At 74.1% G+C, this 12,973-nt stretch carries 13 protein-coding genes; 6 read left to right on the top strand and 7 right to left on the bottom strand.

Going from position 1 to position 12,973, the window contains the following annotated elements; translation table 11 throughout:
• Positions 1–4 precede the first annotated feature (4 nt).
• Positions 5–904 (bottom strand): aldo/keto reductase, encoded by a 900-nt coding sequence (locus tag ACN265_RS12390; RefSeq protein ID WP_420118681.1) that lies wholly within the window; start codon positions 902–904, stop codon positions 5–7.
• Between the two features lie 73 nt (positions 905–977).
• The gene (locus ACN265_RS12385) at positions 978–2,219 is read right to left on the bottom strand and encodes an MFS transporter (RefSeq protein WP_421407555.1); all 1,242 of its coding nucleotides are present in this window, start codon (positions 2,217–2,219) and stop codon (positions 978–980) included.
• A 263-nt stretch (positions 2,220–2,482) separates the two neighbouring features.
• Here ACN265_RS12385 and ACN265_RS12380 point away from each other — a divergent pair, with 263 nt between their 5' ends.
• Positions 2,483–3,286 carry an AfsR/SARP family transcriptional regulator gene (locus ACN265_RS12380; protein WP_357930106.1) on the top strand — a complete coding sequence of 268 codons (804 nt, stop codon included), beginning with the start codon at positions 2,483–2,485 and terminating at the stop codon, positions 3,284–3,286.
• A 4-nt stretch (positions 3,287–3,290) separates the two neighbouring features.
• Here ACN265_RS12380 and ACN265_RS12375 read toward each other — a convergent pair whose 3' ends face one another.
• The 5 genes from ACN265_RS12375 to ACN265_RS12355 all read right to left on the bottom strand — a co-directional run bounded on the left by ACN265_RS12375 (position 3,291) and on the right by ACN265_RS12355 (position 9,029).
• Entirely contained in the window at positions 3,291–4,502 is a 1,212-nt protein-coding gene (locus ACN265_RS12375) for an MFS transporter (RefSeq protein ID WP_421407552.1), read from the bottom strand.
• A 290-nt stretch (positions 4,503–4,792) separates the two neighbouring features.
• Positions 4,793–5,353, bottom strand: a complete 561-nt coding sequence (locus ACN265_RS12370; RefSeq protein ID WP_420119077.1) for a thioesterase family protein — start codon at positions 5,351–5,353, stop codon at positions 4,793–4,795.
• Complete coding sequence (locus ACN265_RS12365) at positions 5,350–6,531, bottom strand: acyl-CoA dehydrogenase family protein (protein WP_420119076.1); 1,182 nt, start codon at positions 6,529–6,531, stop codon at positions 5,350–5,352. The genes ACN265_RS12370 and ACN265_RS12365 overlap by 4 nt, the downstream gene beginning before the upstream one ends.
• A gap of 12 nt (positions 6,532–6,543) precedes the next feature.
• The gene (locus tag ACN265_RS12360; protein ID WP_420119075.1) at positions 6,544–7,899 is read right to left on the bottom strand and encodes an aspartate aminotransferase family protein; all 1,356 of its coding nucleotides are present in this window, start codon (positions 7,897–7,899) and stop codon (positions 6,544–6,546) included.
• Positions 7,896–9,029, bottom strand: a complete 1,134-nt coding sequence (locus tag ACN265_RS12355) for a 3-oxoacyl-ACP synthase III family protein (RefSeq protein ID WP_421407549.1) — start codon at positions 9,027–9,029, stop codon at positions 7,896–7,898. The genes ACN265_RS12360 and ACN265_RS12355 overlap by 4 nt, the downstream gene beginning before the upstream one ends.
• 248 nt (positions 9,030–9,277) lie before the next feature.
• Here ACN265_RS12355 and ACN265_RS12350 point away from each other — a divergent pair, with 248 nt between their 5' ends.
• From ACN265_RS12350 to ACN265_RS12330, 5 genes are read left to right on the top strand one after another with little or no spacing between them, the layout of a single operon-like run.
• Positions 9,278–10,063, top strand: a complete 786-nt coding sequence (locus tag ACN265_RS12350; protein WP_421407547.1) for an LppM family (lipo)protein — start codon at positions 9,278–9,280, stop codon at positions 10,061–10,063.
• On the top strand, positions 10,060–10,404 hold the full coding sequence (locus ACN265_RS12345) for a hypothetical protein (protein ID WP_088646730.1): 345 nt from the start codon (positions 10,060–10,062) through the stop codon (positions 10,402–10,404). Before ACN265_RS12350 ends, ACN265_RS12345 begins: the two co-directional genes overlap by 4 nt.
• Positions 10,405–10,415: 11 nt before the next feature.
• Positions 10,416–11,024: a glycine zipper family protein gene (locus ACN265_RS12340; RefSeq protein ID WP_204922956.1), complete on the top strand. Its 609-nt coding sequence runs from the start codon at positions 10,416–10,418 to the stop codon at positions 11,022–11,024.
• Positions 11,021–11,713 (top strand): carboxypeptidase regulatory-like domain-containing protein, encoded by a 693-nt coding sequence (locus ACN265_RS12335; protein WP_357930090.1) that lies wholly within the window; start codon positions 11,021–11,023, stop codon positions 11,711–11,713. Before ACN265_RS12340 ends, ACN265_RS12335 begins: the two co-directional genes overlap by 4 nt.
• Positions 11,714–11,739: 26 nt before the next feature.
• The gene (locus tag ACN265_RS12330; RefSeq protein WP_420119071.1) at positions 11,740–12,972 is read left to right on the top strand and encodes a phage tail sheath family protein; all 1,233 of its coding nucleotides are present in this window, start codon (positions 11,740–11,742) and stop codon (positions 12,970–12,972) included.
• Position 12,973 lies beyond the last annotated feature (1 nt).

Below are 12,973 nucleotides of genomic sequence, written 5' to 3'. Positions count from 1 at the left end.
CCGTTCACCGCCGGTCGAGGGCGGCCAGCTCGTCGGGGGTGAGTCGCAGCGCGGCGGCCGCGACGTTCTCGGCGAGGTGGGCCGGGTCACCGGTGCCGGGGATGGCCAGCACGTGCGGGCCCTGGTGCAGCGTCCAGGCGAGGCGTACCTGCTGCGGGGTGGCGTCGTGGGCGCGGGCGACGGCGTGTACGGCCGCGCCGTGGTCGGTGCGGGCCCCGCCTTCGCGGTTGCCGCCGGTCAGGGAGAAGAACGGCACGTAGGCGATCCCCCGGGCACCGCACTCGCGGACCATGGCGTCCTGGTCGCCGCGGTTGTCCAGCGCGTAGTTGTTCTGCACGCAGACCACCGGGGCGATGGTCTGCGCCTCGTCGAGGTGGTCGAGGCGGACGTTGGACAGACCCAGGTGCCGGATCAGGCCGGCGTCGCGCAGCTCGGCCAGCGCGCCGAAGCGTTCGGCCACGGAGTCCGGCGCGGGCCGCTTGACGATCCGCAGGTTGACCAGGTCGAGGTGGTCGCGGCCGAGCCGGCGCAGGTTCTCCTCCACCTGGGCGCGCAGCTGCGCCGGGCTGGCCTCCTCGTGCAGGCCGGTCGTCGGGTCGTCCCGGAAGCCGACCTTGGTGGCGACGACCAGCCCTTCCGGGTACGGGGCGAGCGCGGCGCGGATCAGTTCGGTGGCGTACCGGGCGGGGCCGGTGCCGACCTTCAGGGTGCCGCCCGGCGAGACGTAGAACGCGGCGGTGTCGATGTGGTCGACCCCCAGTTCGACGGCCCGGCGCAGGACGCGCAACGCCCGTTCCCGGTCGGGGTGGGCGGTGATCCGCATCGAGCCGAAGCCCATCCGGTGCACGGTGCGGTCACCCAGGGTCCAGCGGCCCGCCGCTGCGGCGGTGATCTCGGTTGGCATCCGGCGACCCTAGCCAGCGGCGGTGGCCCGGCGTAACGGCCGCGCACCCGATACCGGCCGGGGCCGACGACTGTTAGGTTTTCTGTATCGGGCCGGCGGGTGTCTGCGGCGCGGCACCGGCCGGCGGACGGGTCGCCGGCACCAGGGCCAGGGTCGGAATCAGCAGCACCGGCACCACCAGCAGGGCGTGCAGGATGCCGACGTGGTCGCCGAGCAGACCCAGCAGCGGCGGGCTGGCCAGGAACGACGTGTAGCCGAGCACCGCGACGACGCTGACCCGGGCGGGGGCGCGTTCCTCGTCGTCGGCGGCGGCGCTCATCCCGACCGGGAAGCCGAGCGATGCGCCGAGTCCCCAGAGGACCACCCCGACGACGGCGAGCGGCCCGGAGCCGGCCAGCACCGCCAGCAGGGAGCCGGCGGCGGCCAGCAGGATCGTGCCGATCAGCACCGGCACCCGGCCCCAGCGGTCGATGGCCACGGTGCCGGCGGTCCGGCCGATGGTCATGCCGGCGACGAAGACCCCGAAGACGGCGGCCCCGGCGGCCTCGCTGACCCCGTAGCCGTCGACGAAGGCGACCGCCAGCCAGTCGTTGGCGCTGCCCTCGGTGAACGCCATCACCAGCACCAGCGCGCCGATGAGCAGGGTGCGCGGCTCCCGCCAGGCCGCGAGCAGGCCACCCCGGCGGGCCGACGCGGCACCGTCGGCGGTGGAGGCGGGCAGGGCGGGCAGGAAGTTCCGCGCCCCGAGCAGGGTGCCGCCGAGCACCACCGCCGCCAGCACCGCCAGGTGCACGGTGATCGGCACCGCGAGCCGGGCCGCGCCCGCGCCGAGCCCGGCGCCGGCCACCGAGCCGAGGCTCCAGGCGGCGTGGAAGCGGGGCAGGATGGTGCGACCGAGCCGTTTCTCCACCGCCGCGCCCTCGACGTTCATGCCCACGTCGCAGGTGCCGGAGCCGTAGCCGAGGGCGAACAGGCCGACCGCGACGCCGGGCAGTGAGCCGATCGGGGTGGCGATGCCCACCCCGGCCAGCCCGACCGCCACCAGCACGGTCGAGGCGACGACGGTGCGGGCCGGGCCGAGCCGCTGGGTCACCAGGCCGGCGGTGGTCAGCGCCAGCACCGCGCCCCCGGACATGGCCAGCAGCAGCAGTCCGAGCCGGCCGGCGCTGAGGCCGAGCGCGTCGCGGACCGCCGGGACCCGGGAGAACCAGGTCGCCACGGCGAGGCCGTTGAGGGCGAAGACCACCGCGACTCCGGTACGGGCGGCCCGTACCACCGGGGGTGGGACGGCTCGGTTATCGGTGGCGGTGTTCACGGCGCGCGGTCCTCTTCCCCTGGCGTGGCCCTTCCGGCCCGGCTTTCCTGGTGTGGTCGTTTTCCCGGCCCGGTGTGTCCCGTCCGGGCCCGACGTCCCACCGCTGATCTCACACCGCTTTCGTCACGGCCACAAGCGCGATGTGCCCCTTACCGCAGCGGCGCGGCCGAACGGAGATGGCGCGGCACCGTCATTATTGATCGATTAACTTCAATCAGTGGTGGGCACTGACGGTACGGGGGCACGCGCATCGTGGGGGATTCGTGAAGTTCGGCATACTCGGAACATTTGTGATACTTCCCGGGCAGAACTACTGCATCAATGCTCCCAAGCAACGCAATCTCATGGCGGTCCTGACGGTCAACGGAAATGTGCTCATTCCGGTGGAACGCCTGGCCCGGGAGGTGTGGACCGACGAACCACCCGCCTCGGCCGGCAATCTGATCCGGCAGTACGTCTTCCGCCTCCGGCGCAGTCTGCCCCCGTCGGTGGGGCGGTCCATCATCACCGGCCCGGGTGGATACAAACTGCGGTTGGCACGCGGCGACGTCGACAGCCACCTCTTCGACGCCAACGTGGTGCGCGGCCGGGCCGCCTTCGCGGCGGGCCGGCTCGACGACGCGGTCCGGTCCCTGTCCGAGGCGTTGGCCGCCTGGCGGGGGGACCCGCTCGCCGACGTCGACCCGTCCCCCTCGATCCTGGCCGAGAGCCGACGGCTCGGTGAACGGCGGCTGCTCGCCATCGAGCTGCGCGCCGACGCCTACCTGCGCCTCGGCTGGTACGACGAAGCCGTCGAGGAACTGGCCGCACTGGTCACCCTCCACCCCGAGCGGGAACGGCTGCGCGACATGCAGATGCGGGCGCTGTGCCAGGTGGGCCGCCGGGCCGACGCCCTCGCGGTGTACCGCGACCTCCGTCAGACGCTTGCCGACGGCGTGGGCATCGAGCCGGGGCCGGCGTTGCAGCGGCTGCACCGGCGGGTGCTCGACGGCGACCCGGCGCTCAGCGAGCCGTCCGACACCCGCCGGTCCGCCGCGGCCGGATGGTCGGGGGCGGCGTACCGGTGACGGGTCACCGGGCCCGGTCGGGGCGCGCGGGCAGAAGGGTCGCCACGAGGGCGAGCGCCGCCACCGCCAGCCCCGCCCCGGTGACCACGGTGGCCGCGCCCCAGCGGGTCAGCAGGGGTGCCAGCACCATGCTGCCCACGGCGAACCCCCAACCGATCGCCGCGTACTGGAGGGAGAAGCCGGTGGCCCGGCGGTCGGGTGGCAGGACCCGTTCCAGGTGCAGCGACCGGGCCAGCACGGTCGGCCCCTCGAAGAACCCGGCGACGGCGTACAGCGTCAGCAGCGCGACGGCGTGCGGTCGCGCGACCACCGCGAACGCGACCACCAGGCCGAGCACCAGCAGGGCGACGTCGGCCTGCCGCTGGTGGCCGCCCGGCCAGCTCCGCAGGCTGTACAGGACGCTGCCGAGGCCGGTCCCGACCGCGTACGCGGCGAGGGCCAGCCCGGCGAGCGACGCCCGCCCGCTGCCGGTGAACAGCGGCACCGCCGCCACCGTCAGCACCCCGAGCAGCACCCGCAGCGCGGCGGTCAACGCCAGGGTGCGGGCCAGCAGGCGCAGCACCGGCAGCACCCGGCTGCGCCCGGCGGCGGGCCGGGCCGCCGCCGGATCGGGCAGGCGCAGGGCCGCCCCCGCGGCGATCGCGGCCGGCAGCGCGACCAGGCCCACACCGGCGGCGGGCGAGACGGCGGCGACCGTCACCCCGACCAGCACCGGTCCGAGCCCCCAGCAGACCTGGTTGAGCACCGTGTCCAGGGACAGCGCCCGGGGCAGCACGGCCGCGTCGACCAGGTGGGTGAGCATCGACCGCAGACCGCCCGGCGCGCCGGCCGGCACCGCACCAGCCAACGCGACGAGGACGACCAGCAGCGCCGTGCCGCCACCCGTGCCGACCACCACGGCGGCGGCCAGGAACAGCAGCGCCTCGGCGGCCAGGCACCCGGCCAGCACGCGACGCGGGTTCCACCTGTCGATCAGCGCCCCGGCGGCCGGTGCCGCGACCGCCTCGCCAATGGTGTGCGCGCCGACCAGTAGGCCGCTGAGCAGGTAGCCGTCGCTGAGCGCCCGACCGGCGAAGACCAGTGCCAGCGGGGCCATCGCCACCGGCAGCCGGGCCCCGAAGGTGGCGACGGCCCAGCCCATCCAGCCGGGCGACCGCAGGATCGCCCGCAAGGGCGTGCCGGCCCGACCCGAGAGGTCCACCCGCGACGTCGCCACCCGACCACCCCTCCCACCCGTCCACCGGGGACGAACAGTAGTCACCACCGACACGCTCGGTACCCCACCACCCACCCCCATCCCCGCCGCTCCACCGCCCTCACCCGCCCGACCCACTCCCCCTCCCCTGCCCCGCCCCGCCCACGTGATCAACCCGCCCGGGTGATCAAGAGGTTTGCGTCAGGAAATGCCGTGGCCGGTGACGCGAACCTCTTGATCACCGCACGCCGGCGCGGGCGGGGGCACGGGCGTCCCCGGGGGCCCGGTCGGGCGCCCGGGGGGCGGGTGGGCTAGCCGGTCGGGGGTGCCAGTCGGCGGAGGAAGGCGGCCCGGTCGACGATCCGACGCCGGTGGGAGCCGTGACCGAGCACCGTCCCGGTCGGACCGACCACGGTGAAGTCGACGTCGACGTCGCGGCCCGCCACGGTGAGGGCGACCCGGTAGGTGACCGGCTCACCATGACCGGCCGCCGCCGCGTGGGTCAGCGTCACGCCGACGCCGACGGTCATCTCGCCGGACGACAACACCGGGGCGAGCACCTCCACGCAGGTCTGTTCCATCAGGCCCAGCATGGCCGGGGTGGACAGGACCATCAGGCCCTCGTTGCCCCACCGGGTCGCGCAGTCGTCCTCGCGGACCACCCGGGTCCGCTCCCCCTCGACCCGACGCCCCAGCCCCGCACCGGCGACGCCCGCCCCACCGGCAGCACCGGCCGGATCGGACGCGGCACCGGATCCGGCCACACCGCCGGAACCCGCCGGAACAGCCACACCGCCGGCCACCGACGGAGCGGCCACGCCGCCGGAATCCGTCGGAACGGCCACGGTGCCGGGGCCCGTCGGGGCGGTCACGCCGGCACCGCCGGCGCGTCGACCGGGGTGGCGTAGCGGCGTACCACGTCCTTGTAGATGTTCTTCTTCTGCATCTCCGTGGTGCCGCCGGCGATCCGGATGGCGACGGCGTCGCGCAGGTGCCGTTCGATGCCGCCGGCACGGTCGTAGCCGGCGTGCCCGAAGATCTGGACCAGTTCGACGGTGGACCGGACCGCGCCCTCGGAGGCGGCCAGCTTGGCGCAGGAGGCGAGCGCGCTGTAGGCGTCGTCGCCCCGGACCAGCGCGTCGGCGGCGGCGTAGGCGAGGTGCCGGGCCGACTCGATGGTGGTCCGGATGCCGACGACCTTGTCCTGGATGAACTCGTGCTCGCCGATGGGGACGCCGAACGCCCGGCGTTCGGCGCAGCGGCGCAGCACCACGGGGAGCAGTGCCTCCAGTTGGGCGGCGACCACGACGCCGTACATGAGCCGGTCGAAGGCCAGGAACGAGTAGAGGGTGGCGAGCCCGTCGCCGGGTGGCCCGACCACGTCCGCCGGGCCGACCGGCACCCCGTCCAGGATGATCGGCCCGGTGGGGCTGGTCCGCTGGCCGAGCAGGTCCTCGGCGACGCCGGTGTCGACGCCGGGCCGGTCGCGGTCCAGCACGAACAGGGTGATGTCCCGGGCGCCGATGCCGTCGAGCCGGCCGACGATCAGCAGGTGGTCGGCGACGGGCGCGTTGGTGATGTGCGCCTTGTGCCCGGTGAGCCGCCAGTCGTCGACGCCGTGCACGCGGGCCCGGGTGCCGACGGCGGCGACGTGGGAGCCACCGGCCGGTTCGGTGGCGGCGGTGGCGCCCACCGCGCCGCCGGCCAGCGCTGGGAGCAGCCGTCGACGCTGTTCGGGGGTGCCGTGTTCGCACAATACGTGCAGCAGGCCGGCGTGGGCGACGGCGGACAGCACGAAACCGGAGTCGTCCGCGCCCTGGGCGAGCCCTTCCAGCCCGGCCAGGAAGTCCCACAGGGTGCCCCCGTCGCCGCCGTGCTCGCGGGGCAGGTGGGCGGTCCAGAAACCCTCGTCGGCCAGCGCATGCCAGGACTTGGTGTCGAAGACCCCGGCGCGGTCGCGCTCGGCGGTGCCGGGGGCGACGGTCGTCGCGGCGAAGCGGCGGAACCGCTCCCGGCGGGCGTGTTGCTCCGGTGTCCAGGTGATCTGCATCGTCGTGCCCTCTCAGCCGGCCTCGGTGATGTCGTGCAGGGTGAGCCGGACGGCGGCGGTGAAGGCCGCGACATCATCCGGGGTGGTGCAGGTGGTGACGCAGCCCATGCCCCGGGGGGCGACGATCACGCCGTGGTTGAGCAGGCCCAGGAAGAAGGCCTGCTGGCGGGCGGCGTCGACGTCGCGGACGTCGCGGAACACCTCGACCCGGCGCGGGCCGATGTGGATGTTGAACAGCGACCCGACGCCGGTGACGACGGCGTCGACCGGCGCACCGGCGAACACCCCGGTCAACTCGCGGCGCAGCAGGTCGCCGGTGCGGTTGAGCGCGTCGATGGTGGCGGCGTCGAGCTTGCCGAGGGTGACGATGCCGGCGGCGACGCTCAGCGCGTTGCCGGTGAACGTGCCGCCCTGGTAGAGCGCCGGGCCGCCGGAGCGGGAGTCGTAGACGTCGGTGCCGCCCTGGGGTTCGAGCAACCCCATGATGTCGGCCCGGCCGCCGTACGCGCCGATCGGCAGGCCACCACCGATGATCTTGCCCATGGTGGTCAGGTCGGGGGTGACGCCGTACGCCTGCTGCGCGCCGCCGTACGCCAGCCGCAGCGTGATCACCTCGTCGAAGACCAGCAGGATGCCCAGCTCGTCGCAGGTGGCCCGCATCGCGGTCAGGTACGCGGCGGTGGCCGGGATCATCCCGCCGACGCCGAGCACCGGTTCGAGCACCAGCGCCGCCACCCGGTCGGCGTGGGCGCGCAGGATCTCCTGCGACGCGGCGACGTCGTTGAACGGCACCACCAGGGTCTCCCGGGTGCGGGAGGCGGGGATGCCGCGCATCTCCGGCACGGAGGCGGGCGACCGGACGTCACCGGCGAGGTCGGCCGGTGGCCGTACGCTGATCATGACGTCGTCGGTGGTCCCGTGGTAGCCGCCCTCGGCCTTGGCGACCAGCGGGCGGCCGGTGTGGGCCCGCGCCAGGCGCAGCGCGAACATCACCGCCTCGGTGCCGGAGCCGGTGAACCGGACCCGTTCCAGGCTCGGCACCCGCGCCACCAGCAGCCCCGCCAGCTCGGCCTCCAGGGTGCGGGAGAACGAGTGCGAGGTGCCGTGCGGCAGCTGCTCCCGGATGGCGGCGGTGACGTCCGGGTCGGCGTAGCCCAGCGGCAGGCCGGTGTAGTTGGCCAGGAAGTCGCGGTAGGCGTTGCCGTCGACGTCCCAGACCGTGCCGCCGACCCCCCGGTCCAGGTAGACCGGGTACGGCGGCCAGGAGTTGAGGCTGCGGGTCGCCCCGGCCGGGATCATCGCGCCGGCCCGGGCGAAGTGTTCCTTCGAGCCGGGGGTGCGCTTGGCGTAGTCGGACAGGATGCTCATGCCGGTGGCTCCTCGTGGGTCGGCTGGCCGGCCGTGCCGCCGGGCCAGGTGATCAGGGCGCTTCCCCAGGTCATCCCCCCGCCGAAGGCGGCGAGCAGGACCCGGGCCCCGGGGCGGACCCGGCCGGCGTCGATCGCCGCGTCGAGGGTGACCGGCACGGACGCGGCGCCGGTGTTGCCGTAGTGGGTGCCGCTGATCGCCACCTGGTCGGCGACGAAGCCGAGTTCCTTGGTCACCTCGCGCAGCAGCCGCACGTTGGCCTGGTGCGGGACGAGCAGGTCGAGGTCGGCGACGGTCAGCCCGCAGGCGGCGGTGGCGTCGGCGACGAGTTCCGGCAGCTTGCGTTCGGCGAACGCGCGTACCGCCCGGCCGTCCATCGTGAAGTAGTGCCCGCCGTGGGCGACGGTGGCGGTGCTGGCCGGGGCGCGGCTGCCGCCGGCGGGGATCCGGACCAGGTCGTGCTGTCGGCCGTCGCTGCCCAGCCGGGTGTAGGCGATGCCGGCGGCGTCGGCCGAGCGGCCCAGCACCACCGCCCCCGCGCCGTCGCCGAAGAGCACCGAGGTGCGCCGGTCGGTGTAGTCGAGGATGCGCGAGTAGGTGTCCGCGCCGATCACCACGGCGTACCGGATGGCCGGGTCGCACCGCATGATCTTGTGGGCGACGTCCAGGGCGTAGAGGAAGCCGGTGCAGACGGCGTCCAGGTCCATCGCGTACGCGCCCCACGCGCCGAGGTTGGCCTGCACCCGGCAGGCGGTGGCGGGCAGCGGCAGGTCCGGGGTCGAGGTGCCCAGGATGATCAGGCCGACGTCGGCGGGGGCGACGCCGGCCCGGTCGAGGGCCTGCCGCGCGGCGTGGGTGGCCAGGTCGGAGGTGGCCTCGCCGGGGGCGGCGGCGCGCCGTTCGTGGACCCCGGTCCGGTCGACGATCCAGTCGGCCGCGACGCCGAGCGCCGCGGCCAGCGACGCGTTGGTCACCACCTGCTCGGGTAGGCAGGCACCGGTGGCGAGGATGCCCGGCGTCGCACCCGGGGTGGGGGTGCGGACGGCGGCGGCGAGGGGGCGGGCAGGGGGCCGTCGTGGGTCGTGACGGCGGGGTTCGGTCGGGCTTGCCTGTTCGGCGTCGGCATGCATGTCCCCAGGCTGCGGCCGGCGTGTTCAGCACCCGTCGCCGCCGAGATTTAACGCAGATCTAGCGAACGCAGAAATAGGGTTTCCGCGATCATCCACAATGGTCGGTAATGGATGCCGACCCTCCAGGATATCGACCGGCGGACCATATCCGTGCCGGCCGGACCGATAAGCGGATCGGTAAGATCGGAGACAGCCATCTGACCGATCGCCGACTGCCCGGTGTGAAGTGGATCACACACAATATGCCCATGAATACCGGACGCGGGCGCGGCAGGATGGCCCGACTCACGGTGTGTCTGGCCCTGCTGACCCTGCTGGCCGGATGCATGCAGCTCAACCTGGGGCTGACCGTCAACGCCGACGACACCGTCGACGGTCAACTCCTGCTCACCGCGGAGAAGTCCGTGCTCAGCAGCCGCAACAAGAACCTCGCGGTCGCCTACGCCGAACTGCGGGAGAACATCCCCGCTCTGCCCGCCGGCGAGGAGACCGTCTACGAGGACGAGCGTTTCTACGGCGCGCAGATCACTTATCGGCACACCCCGCTGAAAAACTTCACGAGCGAGAGCGTGAAGCTCGTCCGTGACGGTGATCTCTACCGGTTCAGCCTGCCACTCGACCCCAAGAAATACGGCGGGAAGGTGGCCGAACAGAATCCCCAGAACCAGCAGACGTTCCTGCAGCTCATGTCGTTCGAGATCTCGGTGACCTTTCCCGGCCGGGTGATCGATTCCAACGGCACGCTCACCGGGCGCTCGGTCACCTGGAAGGTCATCGCCAACCAGCCGAAACCGGCCGAGCTGCGGGCGATCGCCGAGGCCCCGCCGCACCCCACCCCGTCGGCCAGCCCCGCCGCCGCGAGCGGCCCGGACGACCCGGGTGGTTTCCCGTGGCTGCCGGTGTCCGTGGCGGTCCTCGTCCTGCTCCTGCTGGCCGGCGGGGTCACCGCCGTCCTGCTGCGCCGCCGGGGCGGCACCGCCGCCACCCCGGCCGCCCCCGCCCGTCCCGCACCATCCGAAGGGGGATCGCCGTGAACGATCTCTTCACCTGGGCCGCCCTCGGCACCGTGGCCGGTGCCAGCGCCGCCACCCTGCTCACCGCCAACGTCATCGGTGGCCTGCTCGGCCCGGACAACGACAAGGCCCGCAAATGGATCGCCCTGGGCGTGGCGCTGCTCCTGTCGTACGCCACCGCGGCGTTCGCCACCGACGCGGGCGGCGAGAAGTGGCTGATCGCGTTCTTCAACGGGCTGGTCATCTTCTCCGCCGCGCTGGGCGTCAACCAGCTACCGTCCGGCAACCGGCAGCCCACCCGGGCCACCCCCGGCCAGCTCGCCCAGGGGCGCGAGCCCCGCTTCGTCCGCTCCTGGGTCTGAGGAGGCGTGCCATGGTCTACGGAATCGTCAGCGCCGCCGTCCACGTGCTGTGCGGGGCGGCGCTCGGGGTGACCACCGGTGGCCCGGTGGGCCTGCTGGTCGGCGCGGTCGTCGGCCTGCTGATCGGGGTCCCGTTCGGCTGGTCGGTCGCCGCCGCCCGGGTGTACGGCCCGGACGCCCGGGGCGTGGCCCTGTTCGTGATCGACCACACCTGGAGCCTGCCGAACACCGCCGCCGGGGCGCTCTACCTCGCCCTGCACCTCGTCGTCGGCCACTCGCTGGACCGGCCCACCTCGCAGCACAGCTGCCGGGTCAGCCTGGTCGAGGGGGTGTCCCCGCGGTACGCCACCACCATCGGCACGGTCTGCGCCGGTGCCGGCCCCGGCATCCAACGCCACGAGGACGTGCACATCCTCCAGGCCCGGCTGCTCGGCCCGCTCTACCTGCCGCTGGTGGCGCTCAACTACGTGCTGTTCACCGTCGCCCCGGTGTGGCTGCTCTGGCACGACCACGCCAACGCACCGATCAACCGGTTCACCAGGTACTTCGAGATCGGCGTCTACCCGCACGTGTGGAACGAGGCCATCGCGTACCGCATCCAGGGGACGCCGCCGCGATGACCGGCGACGGGCCGGGACCGGTCGAGGCGGCCACCGCCGAGCTGGCCGCCTGGCTGGCCGGGGCGGCCGGCGAGGACGTCCCGGTCGGCCCGCCCGCCGACGGGGGCGTCGGGCTGACCCTGTGGCCGCTGGCCCTGCGGCCGGCCCGGCAGACCCGGGGCACCGGGACGCCCGCGCCGTACCGGTTCACGATCCGCTACCTGGTCGCCGCAGCCGGCCCGGCCGCGCTGGCCGGGCTGGACCGGGTGCTGACCGCCGCCGCCACGGCCGGCGAACCGGAACTGGTGCTGGAGGCCGGTGACCCGGCGTTGTGGGTGACGCTGGGCGTCGCCCCCCGGCCGGCGCTGCTGGTCGACGTGCCGGCCCAGGTGACGTCCACGCCGCCGGTCGCGCCGCCGGTGCTGCATCCGCTGCGGCTGCGCCGGCTGGACCTGCGTGACCTCGTCGGCCGGGTGGTCGGCCCGCAGCGGCAACCCCTGGCGGCGCTGCGGGTGGAACTGGTCGGCACCCCGTACGCCACCCACACCGACGCGGGCGGGCGGTTCCGGCTCGCCGGTGTCCCGCACGACCCGGAACACCCCGACCAGCCGGTCCGGCTACGCCTGGTCGGCCGGGGCCGCACCCTCACCGCCGAGGTCGACCCGGCCGACGCGGACATCGTCATCGTCTGCGAACCCCCGGCCCGCTGAGCCGGACCGGCCGTACAGGAGGACCGATGCCCCACTACTTCTCCCCCGGCATCTACGTCGAGGAGGTGCCCGGCGCCGCCCGGCCGATCGGGCCGGTCGGGATGGCCGTCGCCGCGTTCGTCGGGGTCGCGCCGAACCGCACCGCCCACGTCGACCGGGCGCTGGCCGTCACCAGCTGGTCGGAGTTCCTCCGGCTGTACGCCGACGGCGACGACCTGGAGAGCACCCCGCTGGCCCGGGCGGTCTTCGGCTTCCTCGACAACGGCGGCAGCCGCTGCTGGGTGGTCAACGTCGGTGCCGACGGGCAGCTCACCGGCACCGGGCAGCGGCGCACCGGGCTGCAACTGGTGGAGGCGATCGACGAGGTGGCCATCCTCGCCGCGCCCGGCTTCCACGACCCGGTGTCGCACGAGGCGCTGCTGAGCATGGCCGAGCGGCTGCGCACCATGGTGGCGATCTGCGACCCGCCGCCCGGCATCGAGGACATCTCGACGCTGACCCGGGTGGCCACCCCCGCGCGCCCCGGCAAGGCCGGCGACGGCAAACCGGCCGACGGCAAGGCCGGCGAGCCGGCCGACCCCGACACCGGCGCCGCCCACCGGGCCCGGCAGTCCGACTACGCCACCTACTACTTCCCCTGGCTGCGGGTGCGTGACCCGCTCACCGGCGAGCTGGTGCTCACCCCGCCGAGCGGTCACATGGCCGGCATCTGGGCCCGCACCGACGCGCTGCGCGGGGTGCACAAGGCCCCCGCCAACGAGCCGGTACGCGGCGCGGTCGACCTGGAGTACCTGGTCACCCGCTCGGAACACGACGTGCTCAACCCCAAGGGGGTCAACGTCATCAGGTACTTCGCCGGGGAGGGCATCCGGGTGTGGGGGGCCCGCACCCTGGCCGCCGAGGCCAGCGAGTGGCGCTATCTCAACGTCCGCAGGTTGTCGATCTCCATCGAGCAGGCCATCGCCAACGGCACCCGGTGGATGGTGTTCGAACCCAACGACTACTCGCTGTGGCGCTCCATCCGCCGCGACATCGGCGCGTTCCTGACCCGGGTGTGGCGCGACGGGGCGCTGCTGGGGCGCACCCCCGAGGAGGCGTTCTTCGTCAAGTGCGACGAGGAGACCAACCCGGTCGACGTCCGCGACGCCGGGATGGTGGTCGCGCACATCGGCATCGCGGTGGTCAAGCCGGCGGAGTTCGTGGTGTTCAAGCTGAGCCAGTGGGCCGGCGGCACCGACACCGAGACGATCGGAGGCTGAC

This window comes from Micromonospora sp. WMMD730, assembly GCF_049178955.1.
Taxonomy (GTDB): Bacteria; Actinomycetota; Actinomycetes; order Mycobacteriales; family Micromonosporaceae; genus Micromonospora; species Micromonospora wenchangensis.
The sequence above is the reverse complement of the archived record's forward strand: the minus strand, read 5'-3'. Positions and strand labels throughout refer to the sequence as shown.

What these genes read in the sequence shown, in the direction of transcription:
- ACN265_RS12390 (WP_420118681.1), bottom strand. Translation starts at nt 904, where the DNA reads ATGCCAACCGAGATCACCGCCGCAGCGGCGGGCCGCTGGACCCTGGGT.
- ACN265_RS12365 (WP_420119076.1), bottom strand. Translation starts at nt 6,531, where the DNA reads ATGCAGATCACCTGGACACCGGAGCAACACGCCCGCCGGGAGCGGTTC.
- ACN265_RS12360 (WP_420119075.1), bottom strand. Translation starts at nt 7,899, where the DNA reads ATGAGCATCCTGTCCGACTACGCCAAGCGCACCCCCGGCTCGAAGGAA.
- ACN265_RS12355 (WP_421407549.1), bottom strand. Translation starts at nt 9,029, where the DNA reads ATGCATGCCGACGCCGAACAGGCAAGCCCGACCGAACCCCGCCGTCAC.
- ACN265_RS12350 (WP_421407547.1), top strand. Translation starts at nt 9,278, where the DNA reads ATGAATACCGGACGCGGGCGCGGCAGGATGGCCCGACTCACGGTGTGT.
- ACN265_RS12340 (WP_204922956.1), top strand. Translation starts at nt 10,416, where the DNA reads ATGGTCTACGGAATCGTCAGCGCCGCCGTCCACGTGCTGTGCGGGGCG.
- ACN265_RS12335 (WP_357930090.1), top strand. Translation starts at nt 11,021, where the DNA reads ATGACCGGCGACGGGCCGGGACCGGTCGAGGCGGCCACCGCCGAGCTG.
- ACN265_RS12330 (WP_420119071.1), top strand. Translation starts at nt 11,740, where the DNA reads ATGCCCCACTACTTCTCCCCCGGCATCTACGTCGAGGAGGTGCCCGGC.